Consider the following 15,854-nt stretch of genomic DNA (forward strand, 5'->3'; position numbering starts at 1 on the left):
CATCTGTCGAGAGGGCGTGACCGGTTCGTAGTGGAACCAGTAGGTATGTCGTTCTCGTCTACCGCAGGAGTCAAGGCTGCGCACAGGACACTGGTAGGTGGTTCGGACAGTGTCGTTCGGGCTGCTTTTTCACGGGTCAACGGTTCGGTACACGCACGGTGAAGCGTGCGACGCATGGAGGAGGCATCGGTGGCGGGCGAGTTCCCCGACAGGTCGAAGCAGCGCGAGTCGTCGGAAGAACCGACGTCGGGGAGCGCGGGTCCGGTTCCCGGGGCCAGGGGTGAATCAGGCGCCGGGGCACGCGACCCACGGCTCGCGGTGGCCCGGGACCGGGAATCCACGGCACGAGGCGGCGTGGACACGGCGACCCGGGTGTTCTCCCGCCCGCCGCTCCCGGCGGACGAGGGCGACGCGAGTACGCCGGGAGCGGCCCCGGAGGCCGGGAGCGAGCCCGAGGATGCCGTCCCGGCCGACGGTGGCACCGACGGTACGGGCAGCACCCGGCTGCGTACGGCGGTGGCCGCGTGGGTCGCGAGCGCGGACGAGGGTGAGGGCAAGGACGGGTCCGAAGGCGCCGAGGCTGCCGCCGATACGGACGCCGACCCGGACCCGGATACGGACGCCACGGCCGACGCCCCTGAGGGCGACGAGGAGCCCGCGGCGGACGCCGCCGCCGACGCCGGACCCGACGAGCCCTCCGAGGCCGCTGACGAGGCCCCTGAGGGCGCGGACGAGGCATCCGGGGATTCCGACGAGGACTCCGCTGAGTCGAAGAGCGCACAGGAGAGCAAATCGGCGCCCGGGACCGAACCGGAGCCCCGGCCCGAAGCCGATGCGGAGCCGAAGCCGGCCGCGGAGGCCGAGGGTGCGGCCGGGCTGAAGCCGACCGCGGATGCGGCGGCCGAGCCGAAGTCGGACTCGGACACGGAGCCCCGGGACGCGGCCGAGTCGAAGCTGGACGCGGACGTGCCGGCCGAGCCGAAGCCCGACGCGGAGGGTGCGGCCGACTCGAAGTCGAAGCTGGACCCGCGCGTGGCGGCCGAGCCGAAGTCGGACTCGGAGCCCCGGGACGCGGCCGAGCCGAAGCTGGACGCGGACGTGCCGGCCGAGCCGAAGCCCGGGGCGGAGGGCGCGGCCGGCTCGAAGGCCAAGTCGGGTGCGGAGCCCGAGGGCACGGCCGGGTCGAAGTCGGACGCGGAGGCGGCGGCCGAGCAGAAGTCGGACCCCGAGGGCGTGGCTGACTCGAACGTCAAGCCGGATGTGGCCGAGCCGAAGTCGAAGCCGGGCACCGAGGACGCGGCTGACTCGAAGGCCAAGGCGGATGCGGCCGAGCCGAAGTCGAAGTCGAAGCCGGACGCAGAGCCCGAGGGCGCGGTCGACTCGGAGTCGAAGCCGGACGCAGCCGCCGACACCGAAGCCGAGGTCGACGGTGACGCCGATGGAGATGCTGCCCCTGCCCCTGCCCCTGCCTCTGACGCCGCCGACCCGGCCCCCAAGCCCCCCGTCGACCAGCCCACCGCCATCTTCAAGGCCGTACGCCCGCCCGCCGCGCCCTCGGTCGACCAGCCGACGACGATGCTCAAGTTGGGCGATGTCGCGGCCGGAAAGGCCAAGGCGGCCGAGAAGTCTGCGGGTGAGACGGCCGAGGCGGACGCCAAGGATGCCAACGCTGAGTCCGTTGCTGAGCGCACCAGCAAATTCGTAGCCCTGAGGCAGCTGGACGACCCGGCCACCCGGAAGCCGCCGAGCGCGGCGCCGCCCGCCGCCGAGACGGCCAACGCGCCCGCCGCCCAGTCGCCGAAGGCACCCGTCGCCGACGCCACCGCCGCGATCCCGCAGGTCGGGCCGGAGCGTACGACGCAGCAGCCGTTGCCTCCGTTGCCGCCGCTGGATCTGCTCGCGGAGCTGACGAACACTCCGCCGCCGCCGAACACCGCGGTGCGGACGATCGCGCGCCGGATCAAGATCTGGACGCCGCTGGTCGTTCTGCTGGCGATCATCTTTGCAGTCGTACAGGCGGTACGTCCGCTGCCGACGCCCGAGCTGACGCTGACCGCCGAGGACTCCTACACCTTCGACGGGGCGGCAGCCGCGCTGCCGTGGCCGTCCGAGGGGCAGGGCTGGATGGACGTCAACGGCATCGGGACCATGGGGAAGTTCGGCGAGCAGAAGGCCGTCGGCATCGGGTCCGTCGCCAAGGCCATGACCGCCTACGTCGTCCTCAAGGACCACCCGCTGAAGTCCGGCGAGGACGGTCCGAAGATCACCGTGGACGCGCTCGCGGAGAAGGAGGCGGGCTACTGGAAGGAAGGCGAGTCCACCCTCACCACTGCCAAGGAGGGTGACACCCTCACCCTGAAGCAGGCGATCTCGGCCATCATGATCCCGTCGGCGAACAACATCGCCCGCCTGCTGGCGCGTTGGGACGCGGGCTCCGAGGCGGCCTTCATCAAGAAGATGAACGACACCGCCAAGGAACTCGGGATGAAGAACACCAACTACACCGACGCCTCCGGCCTCAAGGAGACCACCGTCTCCACCGCCGAGGACCAGGTGAAGCTGGGCAACGAGCTGGTGCGGATCCCGGCCTTCACGGACATCACCAAGCTGCCGGTCTGGTACGACCACACCGGCAAGAAGTGGGACAACTACAACCGTCTCGTCCCCTACAACGGCGCCATCGGCATCAAGACCGGCACCACCACCGCGGCCGGCGGCAACCTGCTCTTCGCCGCCACCAAGGAGGTCGGCGGCGAGACGGTCACCGTCGTCGGCGCGATCCTCGGCCAGCACACCGCGCCGATCATCGACACCGTCAACGCGGTCAGCAAGACGGCGATGATCGCCGCCCGGGACGCGCTGCTCTCGTCGAAGATCCTGAAGAAGGGTGACGTCGTCGGATACGTCGACGACGGACTCGGCGGGCACACCCCGGTCGTGCTGTCGAAGGACGTCACGGCGGTCGGCTGGGCCGGGATGAAGGTCGAGCTGTCGTTCGCCGCCGCCGAGGACCTGCCGCACTCCGCGAAGGCGGGCACCACGGTGGGCTCCCTCACCGTGGGCGACGGCAGCGGCGGCGCGGTGAAGGTACCGGTGCAGCTCCAGTCGGACCTGGTCGAGCCCGGCTACGACAAGAAGCTGACGCGGGTCGGCTGACCCCTGCCACGCACGCGCCCACGCCCGGTGTTTCCGTCCACGCGGACGGAAGCACCGGGCGCCGTCGTTGCAGGCGGTGGCTCACGGTTGAAGAGGGCCGGCTTCCGTTCCCCCGATCCGCTCGCCGCGCCGAACGACCCCGGCGGGGGCGGGTCGACGACCCCGTCCGCCCGGGAGACCGGGCCGCCGAGGCCGATGTGCGCCGCCGCCCCTTACTCCCGCCTCGCCCCTTTCCCCCGCTCCCGTCCCGCCCCTTTCCCCCGCTCCCGTCCCGCTCCCTCAGTTGTTCTCCTCCTCCAGCTCCTCCTCCAGCTCCTTCTTCTTCCTTTCCTGCTCTTCCTTCTCCTTCTCGTGGGCCTTCTCCACGGCCTCGCACTCCATCGTCGTGTCCTGGGACGGCCCGCCGTACGCGGAGCTGATCCGGATGTCGCCGGGCCGCTCGACGGTCAGCCTGGTGAACTCGCCCTCGTCCGTCAGACAGCCGTTCTCCGCCCACAGCCAGGGCGAGTACGCGATCCGTACGGTCACCTTGCCGGCCTTCGGCATCCGGACGACGAGGTTGGCGCCGTCGGCGCTGACCACGGAGGCGGGCTTGTCGACCAGCGGGGTCGCGTTCTTGACCCGGTAGATCTTCCAGTTGGCGTCCTCCCAGACCGGCTGGAGATAGCTCGGCCCGCTGGACACCAGCGCGTGTTCCAGCTTCGCCGGGCCGTCCGGTTCGCCGTTGACGAGGACGACGAAGCCCACCGCCCACTGGGAGAGCCAGGCCTTGTAGGCGGAGGCGGAGAAGCCGCCCTCGGGCTCCTCGGTGCCGCCGTGGCCCTCGTAGAAGAGCCGGCCCCGCTCGACGTCCGCCTGCCGGTTCCAGCCGCGGGCCATGTTGATGTACGGCGCGAGGATGGCGGCCTCGCGGTGGTCGCGGGCCGGGACGACCTCGACGCGCGTCTCCTCGGCGCCCAGCCGCTTCAGCTCGTTCACGACACCGTCCGTCTTCACGGCCCACTCCGGCACCGAGGTGTTGGTGACGATGTCGGCGATCGTCTTGCCGGACAGCCAGCTCACGGCGACCGCCATGGCGAGCCCGAGCGCCACCATGCGCCGCCGGGACGTGAACCAGGGGAGGGGGAGCGGCACCCGGGCCGTGAACCGGGGAAGGAGCGTCGGCCGGGGAGTGTCGGTGGCGGCCGGGACGGCGCCCCCGTCCGCCTGCCCGTCCCGCTCCCCCACGGGCTCCTCGCCCGCTCGCTTCTCCGTGCGGTACATCATGATCGCGAGCAGGGTCGCCGGGGCCGCCAGCTCCGAGAGCCGCTCGACGTTCGTACCGATCGGGGTCGGGATCAGATAGCAGAGGACCACGCCGAGCGCGTACACCGCGGCGCCGAGCCGCAGGGTGCGCCAGACGCGCGGGGCCGTGAGCACGACGATCACGCACAGCACGACCGGCGGCCATATACGGGCGAACGGCATCGGCTGCTCGCCCTCGAACGGGAACAGCAGCGTCGTCACGCCCACGACCGCCACCGGGGGCACCAGCAGGGCCGCGGCCCGGCCCCAGTCGCGGGACAGGAAGTAGGCGGCGCCGACGACGAGGACGAACAGGCCGGCGACCGGGCTGCCGGTGGTGGCCAGCGTCGCGCACAGCGCGGCGGCGCCGAGATGCCGGGCGCTGCGCCCGCTCACCACCGCGAGCACGGCCGCCATGCCGAAGGCGGTGCCCAGCACGAACGTCGAGCGCCCCGAGATCACCTGGCACCACAGCGAGAAGCCGACCGCCATCGCCGGCCACATCGGCTTGCGCACGCCCGTGCGCGCGACGAGTTCCGCGCCGAGGACAGTGGCCGTGACCCCGGACAGCATGGTGGTCGCGACGACCCCTATGGCGGCCATCAGATACGGGGACATCAGGCTGTAGTTGGCCGCGTGCAGACCGCCGTACCAGAACAGGTTGTATGCGGAGCCCGGGTACATCTTCGCGAACTCGGCCCACGCCACCTGGGCGGCCAGATCGCCGCCGCCGGTCGCGAAGACCGCCCACCACACGAAGTACAGCGGCACCGCACAGGCGGTCACCGTCAGGGCCACCCGGTGCCGCTCGTGCCACACCCCACGTGCCTGCGTGGGCTTGTCGGCGCGCAAGGCAGGTCTGCGTGGGGTCAGCTCGGCAAAGGCCACTGCAATTCCGTTTCGGTTCGGCTCGGGCGCGCGCACGTGACTGGCGGGTGTCTGTCCTGTGGAGGTCTTTCCGAGGTAGACGCTAACCGTCCCCCGTGAGTTGGCTGACACGGCCCCATGTGACCAGGTGGTGACCGGGGCATGACGGAATAGAGCCCCATCAGCTTGAGACGGTTCCAGGAAGGGCGCGACCGGATAATTCCGGCCGCGCCCTTCAGGACAATCAGTAGAGGAACCTCAGGACCCGATGGCGAACGCGATGTCGCCCACCGCGTCGTCCGGCCCCGCCCCCTCCTTGTGCACGAGCCGCCCGGTCGGAACCGGGTCAGCCGAGGGCCTTCTCCAGGGCGCCCACCAGTTCCGCCGTCTCCGGCTCGGTCTGCGGGGAGAAGCGGGCGACGACCTGGCCGTCGCGGCCGACGAGGAACTTCTCGAAGTTCCAGCGGATGTCGCCGGTGTGGCCCTCGCCGTCGGCGAAGCCCACCAGGCGGTCGTAGAGGGTGTGCCGGGCGTCCCCGTTGACCTCGACCTTCTCGGTCATCGGGAAGGTCACGCCGTACGTCGCCGAGCAGAACTCGGCGATCTCCTCGGAGCTGCCGGGCTCCTGGCCCATGAACTGGTTGCAGGGCACCCCGAGCACGGTGAAGCCCTGCGCGGCGTACCGCTCCTGGAGCTTCTCCAGGCCCGCGTACTGCGGGGTCAGCCCGCACTTGGAGGCGACGTTGACGATGAGGACGGCCTTGCCCGCGTACTGGGCGAGGTCCGCGGAACCGCCCGTGAGGGCACCGATCTCGACGTTGAGGGGGGAAGAACTGGCATCTGTGGTCATAAGCGGATGCTAGCTCCGGTAGTTGTCGGTCGCGGCTCCCGCCCCCGAAGCCGTGACCAAGACCTCACCGGCCGCCGAACGCGAGTACAGCACCGACCGCCCCGCCCGCCGCCGCTCCACCAGCCCGGCGTCGAGCAGCACCCGCAGATGCCGCCCGACTGAGCCGAGCGCCTGTCCGGTCACGGCGGTCAGCTGGGTGGTGCTGTGGGGCGAGTGGAGGAGGACGAGCACGGCGGCGCGGCCCGGTCCGAGGAGTGCCCCGAGGGCCGCGGGCGGCGCCGTACGCCCGCCGCGGTGCTCGGCCAGCGCCCCCGCGCAGGGGTAGATGACGGCGTACCGCTCCGGCTCCTCCCACGCCACCCACCCCGCCTTCGGAGTCACGGGTACGAAGACCAGCTCGGCGCCGGCGATCTCGCGGGGCGGGTTCGCGTACAGGTTGATCTGCAGCCGGTCGCCGCCGAGCCAGCGCGTACCGGGCCGCAGCGCGTCCAGTACGGCTGCCCAGCCGACCTGACCGACCCGAGCGGTCCGCGCGACCACGTCGGCTTCGAGGATCCGGCGTCTTCGGTCCCAGTACGGGCGTACGGCGTCCTCCCATATGTGGGTGAGGAGAGCCGCCGCGCGTTCCGGGAGGTCGTCGCGGTCGGCGAGGGCGGCGGGGAGCGGGCCGGGGTGGGAGCGGGTGAGGTGGTCACGGGCGAGGGAGGGGGCGACCGTACGGATACGGGTGACGGCCTCCTCGAACGTCTCGCCGTACCGGGGAGTCGGGGTGAGGAAGTCGGCGGTCCAGGTGTGGCCGAGGCCGGCGCGGACGAGGAGGGCGGTGGTGGGGTCGTGCGCGAGCCGGTGGCGGTACGCGGGGAGGTGGGCGGTCAGCCAGGTGCGCTCGCCGGGGTGCGAGGCCGTCCCGGCCTGCAGCAGCCGGAGGCTCGCGAAGGTCTCGGCGAGGGGCGAGATGACGAACCGGCTGCGGGCCAGGGTGTCGGCGTCGACCTGCCACCAGCCCATGTCCGCGCCCGCCCCCGGATCGATGTTTCGCGTGTGCGCGAAAGAATAACGAGGACCGGGCGACCCTCGCAGACTCCCCGCATGCGCAGCTACTCCGCCCTGTTCCGCACCCCCGAGTTCACGCCGCTCTTCCTCTCCACGGCCCTCAGGACGGCCGCCTCGACGATCGGCGGCCTGGCCCTCGCCACCCTCACCTACCGCGCCACCGGCTCGCCCCTGCTCTCCGCGCTGAGCATGTTCGGCCCCCAACTCGCCCAGGTGGTGGGCGCGACGACCCTCCTCTCGGCCTCCGACCGCCTGCCCCCGCGCGCGACGCTGACGGGCATCGCGCTGGCCTTCGCCCTCGGTACGGCGGCGATGGCGACCCCGGGCCTGCCGATCGGCGCGCTCTTCGCCCTGCTGTTCGTCATGGGGCTGATCGCGTCGCTGGGGGCGGGTGTCGGCTGGGGCCTGCTGAACGAGATCCTGGCCAAGGAGGGCTATCTGCTGGGGCGTTCGGTCTTCAACATGTCCAACGGGCTGATGCAGATCGCGGGTTTCGCGACGGGCGGCGTCCTGGTGGCGACCCTCTCTCCGCGCACCACACTCCTCACCTCCGCGGCCCTCTACCTGGCAGGCGCCCTGGTGACCCGCCTGGGCCTGACCCGCCGCCCGCCCCGTCTCTCCGGCCGCCCGTCCATCGCCCAAACCTGGCGTACGAACGCCCAGTTGTGGTCGGTACGCCCCCGCCGCCTCACCTACCTCGGCCTCTGGATCCCCAACGGCCTGGTCGTCGGCGTCGAGTCCCTGTACGTCTCCTACGACCCCGAATCCGCGGGCACCCTCTTCGCCTGCGCGGCCCTCGGCATGCTGATCGGGGACGTGACGATCGGCCGGTTCGTGCCACCCCGGTTGCGGCGTCAACTGGCCGTGCCCCTCCTCCTGTTGCTGGCCGTGCCGAACCTGCTCTTCGCCTTCGGCCCCGGGGTGTGGGTGGCCGCGCTGACGGTCTGCGTGGCCTCGGTCGGCTACGGCGCCAGCCTCGTCCAGCAGGAACGCCTCATGTCCCTCACCCCGCCCGAACTCTCCGGCCACGCCCTCGGGTTGCACTCCGCCGGCATGCTCACGATGCAGGGCGTGAGCGCGGCCCTGGCGGGCACGATCGCCCAACTCACCTCCCCAGGCGCGGCGATGACGGTGATGGCGGCGGGGTCGGTGTGCGTGACGGTGGGGCTGGTGGTGGCGGGACGGCGCGCGGAGCACGGCAGGGCCGAGAACGAGTGCGCCACGCCCGCGGCGCGGGAAGGGATGGGCGTGACCTACGCGCCTGGGCCGCGTGGGCGCGACTCGACCGGCTCGCCAAGGGGGACCCACCCGGATGACGACGCGTGACGAACGTACGAAGAAGTCGGAGCAGGCGGAGCAGGCGGAGCAGGCGGAGCAGGCGACCGAGGGGGAATCCGGCACCGACGACGGTGTCTCCGAGTCCGAACGGCTCTTGTTCGGGGGGCCGTTGCGGTATGACATGGGGTTCAACCAGCACCAGGGGTCCTTTCTGGAGCTGGGGCTGCGGACCATGGTCGGGCGGATGCCCCGGCTGATCGGCGCCACCGTCCGGCTCGCCCACCGCGCCGACCCGCGCGCTCTGCGTACGGTCGCCGTCGCCGAGTTGGGCGGGGGAGTGGCGCAGGCCGTCGGGCTCGTGGCCGTCAACCGGGTGCTCGCCCAGCTGCTCGGCGGCGGCGCCACCACCGACCGGCTGCGGGACGCCGTACCGGCGCTGGTCGTCGTCGCGGTCGCCGCGCTCGTCGGGGCGCTGTTGCGGTCCGCGTCCACCGCCGGGACCGGGCGCCTTGAGCCCAAGGTGTTCCGGGTGGCGACCGAGGAGTATCTGGAGCGGGTGGCCCGGGTGGAGCTGGCCGCCGTCGAGGACGAGGAGTTTCATAAACTGCTCGACTCCGCTCAGTGGGGGGCCGAGTCCGCGCGGCGCATGATCCGGTTCTGTACGTCCGTCATGACCGCGACCATCGCGCTGATCGCCGCCGCCGGTGTGCTCACCGTGCTGCATCCGGCCCTGCTGCCCCTCCTCGCGCTGATGACCCTGCCCAGTGCGTGGAGCGCGCTCACCATCGCCCGTCGGCGGTACGTCTCCTTTCACACCTGGGTCCAACACGCCCGCGCGGGGCAGCTGTTGGGGCGGCTGCTGATCGACACGCAGGCCGCGCCCGAGGTGCGGGTGCACAACATCGGGCCGTTTCTGCTGCGGCACTTCCGGACCATGGCCGAGACGGGGGAGCGGGAACAGACCCGGCTCGCCTCGCTGGCCGCCCGTACCGGGCTGATCGCCTCCGGGTGGACGGGTATCGCGACCGCCGGTGCGTACGGCGTGCTCGGGCTGCTGCTGTGGACCGGGGCCATGGATCTGGCCGTCGCCGGTACGGCCGTCATCGCCATCCGGACCGGGTCCGCCAACCTGGAGGCGCTCGTCGTCCAGCTCAACTACCTCTACGAGGAAAGCCTGTTCGTGGCTGATCTGGAGCGGTTGTGCCAGGAGGCGGACCGCCGGCTCATCCCCGAGACGGGTCGGCCATTGCCCGCCCACGTCGACGCCATCCGCTTCGAGAACGTTTCCTTCACCTACCCGGGCACGGCCACCGAACCCGCCCTCGACGCCGTGAACGTCACCATCCCGACCGGCCGGATCGTCGCGCTGGTCGGCAACAACGGCAGCGGGAAGTCGACGCTGGCCAAGCTGCTGTGCGGGCTGTACGCGCCCGACACCGGCCGCATCCTCTGGGACGGGCTCGACTCCACCGAGCTGGACCGCACCGACCTCTTCGACCGGATCGCGGTCGTCGCCCAGGACTTCTACCGCTGGCCCTTCACGGCCCGCGTCAACATCGCCATCGGCCGCCCCGACGCCCCGCACGAGGACGAACTCCTGCACGCCGCCGCCGAGTACGCGGGCGCCGACGAGACCATCGCCGCGCTGCCCCGGGGCTGGGACACCCTCCTCGCCCGTGGCTACAAGGGCGGGCACCAGATCTCCGGCGGCCAGTGGCAGCGCCTCGGCATCGCCCGCGCCCGGCACCGCGACGCCCGCATCCTCGTCGTCGACGAACCGACCAGCGCCCTGGACGCGGAGACCGAGCAGCGCGTCTTCGACCAGATCCGCAGCCTCGCCGCGGCGGGCCAGACGATCATCCTGATCACCCACCGGCTGCACAGCGTCCGGCACGCGGACGAGATCTACGTCCTGGAACGGGGCCGGGTCGCCGAACACGGCACGTTCGACGACCTGATGAGGGCCGAAGGGAAGGGGCCGGGGCTGTTCCGGCGGATGTATCTGGTGCAGTCGGAGCAGTACCGCCTCGACGGAGAACAGCGAGCCGGGGAGTGATCCACATCACGAGCGTGTGATGTGAAGAAAGTGAAGGAAGCGTGCCTCGCGGGGTGCGCGGTGCTGGCATGCTCATGCGTGGCTACTGAGGGGTAACTATTCATGTTCCACCTCAACCCCCGTGCCCCGTCCCCCAGTTCGATCAACTCGATCCCGAGGACCCCCACGCGTGCACAAGCTCACCAGACATGCCTTACTGGCGTCCGTCACCGTCGCCGCCCTGCTCGCCACCGGTTGCTCCGCAAGCTCGTCGACGGAGACCGGCAACGCGGGAGCGGCTGCGGCTGCGGCCGAGACCCCCGCCGCCACCTCCAGGCCGGACCAACTCGCCGTCGTACAGGCCCCGTTGGGCAAGTCCGCACCGACCGCCCTGGCCACCCAGGACACCACCGAAACAGGCGGCTCGGCGCAGAAGTCGTCGCTCAAGGTCGCTTCGTACAACAAGAAGAGCGGGCGGGCGGTCATCACCGCCAAGTCGGTGACCGCCCCGGCCGACGGCACCGCCACCCCGTCCTCGTCTCCCACGTCGGAGACGCCCGCGCCCGTCGCCGTCGGCGACGTCATCGCCAGTGCGCCCGCCCCCGGTGCGCCCGACGGTCTGCTGGCCGAGGTCACGAAAGTCGTCGGCGAGGACGCGAGCGGTGGTACGGAGGTCGTCACCAAGGCCGCCGAACTCAGCTCCGTACTCGGTGAGTCGAAGGCCGAGGGTGAGGTTCCGGTCGACCCGGCCGCCATCGAGGTCGAGCCGCTCGTCGAGGGTGTGAAGGTCTCCTGGGCGAAGACCGGCGACCTCACCTTCGGCCCCGAGGGCGCCAAGCTGCCGCTGGGCAGCCTGCGTATCGACGTGGGTGCCGCGATCGCCACCGCCGAGGGCGCTCCCGCCTCGGCGGCGGCCTCCGTGGAGGGCTTCGTCCAGCTCGCGCCCGAGGTCGCCTTCTCGTACGACGGTTCCGGCAGCGGGACCGGCTCCGCGCCCGGCGGCGCGTTCCTCGGGCTGACCGGTGACTGGGCCTCGCAGTGGTCGCTGAAGGGCCGCGCGGCCGGGACCACCACGACCGACGGCAAGCCGCTGCGCATCCCCTTCGCGCAGCTGCACGCCGACCCCGTCATCCAGGCGGGCCCGGTCCCGATCGTCGTCAACCTCGACCTGGTCTGCTACTTCCAGGTCGCGGCCGACGGCACGGTGACCGTCGACGTCGAGCAGGACCTCAAGGGCGACTTCCGCGTCGGCGGCAGCTTCTCCTGGAGCAAGGGCTGGACGCCGGTCAGCGAGTCCGCGATGACCGGGACGCCGCTGGACGTGAGCGTCACGGCGACCGGTGACGTCAAGGCGTCGTTGGGCGCCGAGGCGTCGATCGGTCTGTACGGCACCGTCGGTGTCAGCGCCGACCTCGCCCCGTATCTCCGCGTGGAGGCGGACGCGGTGGCCGAGGGGTCGAGCGACGGGACGGGGTCGGCGAGCGGTTCCTGGGCGCTGTTCGGGGGCGTGGATCTCTCCGGCGCCCTCCAGATCCAGCTGACCATCTTCGGTACGCCGATCTTCCAGCACCGGATTCCCCTGGGGGAGTTGCACGAGGAGTGGCCGTTGGCGAAGGGCGAGGCGACGGCCTCGAACGCGTCGGCGACACCGGCTGCCTGACACATGACAGAGGGGCCCTTCCTGCCCGGTACCGGGCAGGAAGGGCCCCTCTGTCATGTGCCCCTGGGGTCAGCCCAGTTGCCTCACCGTGTCGTATCCGCTGGACTTCAGCGTCGTCGGCGTCGCGTTGATGGCGGTGGCGGAGCCCGTGTACATGAGCAGGGCGCCGGCGGTGTTGGTCGCCAGCATGTCGGGGATGCCGTCGCCGGAGATGTCCGGAGTGCCGTACACCAGCGGGTAGTTGGCGACCGTGTACGTGGTGGCGCCGTAGACGTCGTCGCCGTCCAGGCTGCCGCCCGACGTACCCAGGCTGGTGAGGACCGTGCTCACCCCGTCGCTGCCGAGGATGCCCTTGCGCAGCACGATGTTGCCCGCCGCGGTCCGGTACGTCATGTCCATCGCCTTGTCACCGTTGTAGTCGGCGATGGCCACGAAGTCGCGGCCCTCCCAGGAGGTGGTGGTGTGCTGGGTGGCGGTGGTGAAGGCGCCGCCCGTGTAGCCGGAGAGGATCCACAGCTCGCCGCCGCCCACGCCACCCGCGACGAACAGCTCGGGCTGGCCGTCGCCGGTGAGGTCGCCCGCCGACTTGATCTCGGACCAGGTGGACGGGGCCGGCATGTTGGCGGGCAGCCGTACCTCGACGCGCTCGTTGACGTTGACGGCGCCGTAGCCGTCACCGGCATAGATGAACACCCGGTTGTCGGGGGTGCGCACGACCCAGTCGGTGACGCCGTCGCCGGGTGCGAAGTCGCCGTTGTGGGTCACCAGCGAGTACACGGGGTTCGTGCTGTCGCCGTTCCACAGGTGCGGGGCGGTGCCGTCGTCCCGGAGCAGCTCTCCGTCGTCGTGCTGGCCCCAGGAGCTGACGATCCACGCGCCGTTCTGGTCAGTGGTGTTGATCCAGAGGTTTCCGGCGGCGGTGAGGTGGGCGTAGTCGGGGGCACCGTCGCCGTTGAGGTCGCCGGGGGCGTCGGCGGTCGGGCGCGGGGTGACGTAGAAGCTGTGCTTGTACGGGTTCGGCGAGATGTTGCCCGCCGAGTCGACGGCCTTGACGTAGAGGGTGTTGGGGCCGGCCGCGGGGGGCTGGAACCCGGTGTAGTTCTCCGTCGAGGTGATGGCGGTGGTGCAGGTGGCCGCGCCCGTGCCCTGCTTGGTGCCCGCGCAGGCGTAGTAGTTGTAGGTGGTGTTGTTGACGGAGAAGATGAACTTCACGATGTCGCTGTCGGCGCCCTTGGTGAAGGTGAAGTCACCGGCGGTGCCGAACTTGACGGTGGACCAGACCTCGCCGTTGCTGTCGTTGTTGTTGTCGGCGGGGAACTGCGTCGAGGTGACGTTGGTGGGTGAGTCGGGCAGGTCGCTGTCGTAGGCGAAGCGGCACAGCCCGGCGCCGCTCGTGGGCGACCAGGCGCTGCTGACCTTCGCGTCCCAGGACCGCACCCGCCACACGTAGTTGTAGCCGTTGGACAGCGTGAACTTGGTGGAGTCGAGCTTGACCGAGGCGGTCTCACCGTCGTCCACCGCGTCGGAGAAGTACTTGTGGGTGGTGTCGTACGACCCCTCGCGCCAGACCTCGAACTCCAGCTTCGCCAGGTCGCTGTCGGGGTCGGTGGCCTTGGCCTGGATGGTCGGAACGGTCTTGCCCAGGCTGATGAAGGGCCGGTCGCTGGTGTCGCAGCCGCCGGGGCTCATGGTGACCGAGGTCGGCAGGCCCGGCTTGCGGTTGTAGGTGATGGCCACCGACGGCGAGCCCTCGCCCTCGGCCTTGAACTTCTTCCAGGAGTACGTGTCCGTCTCCAGGCTCGACGCCGAACCGGTCGGCGCGGAGGACGAAGTCGAGGCCACCAGACCGATGTTGAAGGAGGTCCAGCCGTTGTCCGCGGCCTCCTGGGCCAGCGAGGTCACGGTGAAGTTGACGTTCGTGTCGGGGCAGGAGCTGTTGGACTTCCAGCCGTACGCGAACGACTTCGAGGTGATCTTCCGGCTCCAACTGGGCTGCTTGTTCCAGGTGGTGGAGCTGGAGAAGGTGCCGGTGCGCCACACCTGCATCGTGCGCTTGCTGCACGACCAGGAGTGGGTCTCCAGGATCTTCAGGGTGGCGCTGGAGACGTCGGCGCCCTTGATGGCCTTCTGGAGCTTGAGCTTGAAGAGGGACCGGGCGGTGCCCCAGGTGTCCCGCTCGAAGCCGACGCGGGCTTCCTTGGTGTCCTGGTTGTAGTTGGCGCCGTCGTAGAAGCTGGAGCTGGGGTACTTCTTGTAGACGGTGGTCCAGTTGGACCGGGTCGCGGTGGTGGACGGGTCCAGGAACAGCGGGTACACGGGGGCCTTGGCGCCGGTCCGGTCGAGGTACTCGCTCGGCGGGTCGATGGTCAGGACGCGGCTGACCTGGTTCAGGGAGGCCCCCGCGGTGGTGGCGTGCGCGCCCTCGCCGGGCCCGTTCACGGCGGGCAGCGCGAGGGTCTCGTTCGCGGTGGCGGCCGGGAGGGCGTAGGCGGCGGGGTCGATGTCCGCGCCGGTGAGCTGGGAGGCGGAGTCGTCCGACGAACTCCCGGCGCTCTCCTCGGGGTTGGCCTCGGCGGACTCGTCCACCTCCGAGGTCCAGCCCTCGACGTCCTCGGCGTCCTCGTTGCTGCCGGCGGCGGCGTCCGTGTCGGCGGCCGGGGTGTCCGTGTCGTGCGTGCCCGCCGAGTCCCAGAGGAACGGGGTGGGCGAGACGGAGACCTCGTTGCCGTCCTTGTCCTTGCCGTGCACGACGTCGGTGGACGGGTCGAGCGAGAAGGCGAGGGTGGGCGAGGTGAAGCGGTAGCGGGGCGGGTCGGCGGCCAGCGCGGCGGCGGCCTCGGGGGTGTGGATGACCAGGACATGGGTGTACCCGGTGTCCCGCGCGGTCAGCATCAGGTCCACGTCGGGCAGTACGTTCTCGTACAGCGCCCTGTTGTCCTCGACGACCGGCTCGGGGAGCCCGCCGGGCCACTCGACCTGGATCTCGTGGCCCTCGGCGGACATCGTCAGGAGCGGGGTCCAGGCGTTCTCGGCGTCATCGGCGACGGTGTCGGCGGAATGCGTGCCGTTAACCTGCAATTCACCTGAGGAATGCGAGACGTTCTCTCGGGCGGAGGTTGTGAAGATCGCGCGATTGATTGCGGCTTTACCAGAGAAGCCTGCGCCGTTCACCTTCGATTTACCTGCGGCGAGGCTGTAGTTCGAGTCCCCCGACGCGAAAGTCACGGGATAGGGGCTGTTGACGGTGGTCCAGCCGGCCTTTCCCTCCCGCAGCGAGACATCGACCGGCGCCCACTTGCCCTTGGCGTTCTTCGCCCGCACCGGCGCCACGGAGGCCGTGTAGGTGAAGGAGCCGTCGGGATTGGCGAAGGTCTGCGAGAACTCGTCGGTCAGCGCGGCCACTTCGACCTTCTTGCCGGTCTTACGGGCCTTCTGCTGAGCCGTGTCCTCGGCGCTGACCTCGCTCTTCGCCGCCTTGGCCTTCGCGCCCGCGGCGGGCGACCTCTCCGTGGCCGGCCCGTCGTCGCTCAGGGCCAGGACGGTGGCGCCGCCGGCGAGCAGCGCGAGGGCGATCGCGGCGGCGACGCCGCGTCGAACTCCCCGTCTGCCAGAGGGTGCTGATGCAGTGTCATGACTGTCGTGGTCGCTCAAGGGACCCTTCTCCCACTGTC

General features: G+C 70.9%; 8 protein-coding genes. 4 read left to right on the forward strand and 4 right to left on the reverse strand.

Annotated elements, in window-relative coordinates; all coding sequences use genetic code 11:
* Positions 1–174: 174 nt before the first annotated feature.
* Positions 175–3,156, forward strand: a complete 2,982-nt coding sequence (locus LUX31_RS26770; RefSeq protein ID WP_235477809.1) for a D-alanyl-D-alanine carboxypeptidase — start codon at positions 175–177, stop codon at positions 3,154–3,156.
* A gap of 279 nt (positions 3,157–3,435) precedes the next feature.
* Here the strand turns inward: LUX31_RS26770 and LUX31_RS26775 are convergent, their stop codons facing one another.
* The 3 genes from LUX31_RS26775 to LUX31_RS26785 all read right to left on the reverse strand — a co-directional run bounded on the left by LUX31_RS26775 (position 3,436) and on the right by LUX31_RS26785 (position 7,165).
* Positions 3,436–5,238 carry a hypothetical protein gene (locus LUX31_RS26775; protein ID WP_443046075.1) on the reverse strand — a complete coding sequence of 601 codons (1,803 nt, stop codon included), beginning with the start codon at positions 5,236–5,238 and terminating at the stop codon, positions 3,436–3,438.
* A gap of 415 nt (positions 5,239–5,653) precedes the next feature.
* Entirely contained in the window at positions 5,654–6,157 is a 504-nt protein-coding gene (locus LUX31_RS26780) for a glutathione peroxidase (protein WP_235477810.1), read from the reverse strand.
* Positions 6,158–6,166: 9 nt separating this feature from the next.
* The gene (locus LUX31_RS26785) at positions 6,167–7,165 is read right to left on the reverse strand and encodes an ArsR/SmtB family transcription factor (RefSeq protein WP_235477811.1); all 999 of its coding nucleotides are present in this window, start codon (positions 7,163–7,165) and stop codon (positions 6,167–6,169) included.
* Between the two features lie 81 nt (positions 7,166–7,246).
* Between LUX31_RS26785 and LUX31_RS26790 the strand changes: the two genes are divergently transcribed.
* The 3 genes from LUX31_RS26790 to LUX31_RS26800 all read left to right on the forward strand — a co-directional run bounded on the left by LUX31_RS26790 (position 7,247) and on the right by LUX31_RS26800 (position 12,183).
* Positions 7,247–8,536: an MFS transporter gene (locus LUX31_RS26790; protein ID WP_235477812.1), complete on the forward strand. Its 1,290-nt coding sequence runs from the start codon at positions 7,247–7,249 to the stop codon at positions 8,534–8,536.
* Positions 8,537–8,669: 133 nt separating this feature from the next.
* The gene (locus LUX31_RS26795; RefSeq protein WP_235480066.1) at positions 8,670–10,544 is read left to right on the forward strand and encodes an ABC transporter ATP-binding protein; all 1,875 of its coding nucleotides are present in this window, start codon (positions 8,670–8,672) and stop codon (positions 10,542–10,544) included.
* Between the two features lie 169 nt (positions 10,545–10,713).
* A complete protein-coding gene (locus tag LUX31_RS26800) occupies positions 10,714–12,183 on the forward strand; it encodes a hypothetical protein (RefSeq protein WP_235477813.1) in 1,470 nt (489 codons plus the stop codon).
* A 69-nt stretch (positions 12,184–12,252) separates the two neighbouring features.
* On the opposite strand, the gene LUX31_RS26805 is transcribed toward LUX31_RS26800, so the two are convergent.
* A complete protein-coding gene (locus tag LUX31_RS26805; RefSeq protein ID WP_235477814.1) occupies positions 12,253–15,834 on the reverse strand; it encodes an FG-GAP-like repeat-containing protein in 3,582 nt (1,193 codons plus the stop codon).
* Between the last annotated feature and the right edge of the window lie 20 nt (positions 15,835–15,854).

The organism is Streptomyces sp. GQFP (assembly GCF_021545335.1).
Classification (GTDB): domain Bacteria; phylum Actinomycetota; class Actinomycetes; order Streptomycetales; family Streptomycetaceae; genus Streptomyces.